Source organism: Acinetobacter sp. LMB-5 (assembly GCF_001541635.1).
Lineage (GTDB): Bacteria > Pseudomonadota > Gammaproteobacteria > Pseudomonadales > Moraxellaceae > Acinetobacter > Acinetobacter pittii.
The window spans coordinates 1-329 of sequence record NZ_LRDR01000114.1; the positions used below are offsets into that span (position 1 = coordinate 1).

General features: G+C 45.0%; 1 protein-coding gene. It reads right to left on the minus strand.

Annotated features, from left to right (window positions below):
* A partial coding sequence (locus tag AW165_RS18755) for a potassium channel family protein (protein ID WP_171254276.1) occupies positions 1 to 329 on the minus strand: 329 nt, incomplete at both ends.

The following is a 329-nucleotide window of genomic DNA, read 5'->3' on the forward strand; positions in this document are numbered from 1 at the left end:
CTATCCAATACTTGTTCCAACAGCTTCTCTTTATTCTTCGAACGGTTATCTTGTTGACGAGTGGGAGCGGTCAGGAACGAGGTGATTAAACCTGAAATCATACCGAAGATACCAACACCGCATATGATGATCAGCACGGCAAGCAGCTTACCTCCCGTCGTCACTGGATAATGGTCACCATAACCAACGGTCGAAATAGTAACAAAGGCCCACCACAATGCGTCTGTTCCTGTCTGAATGTTGGCATCAGGGTTTTGCCCTTCAATAAACAGCATCGCACTAGAACCTAAAGTAATCAGTACCACCATTAACAACAGAATGGATGCTAA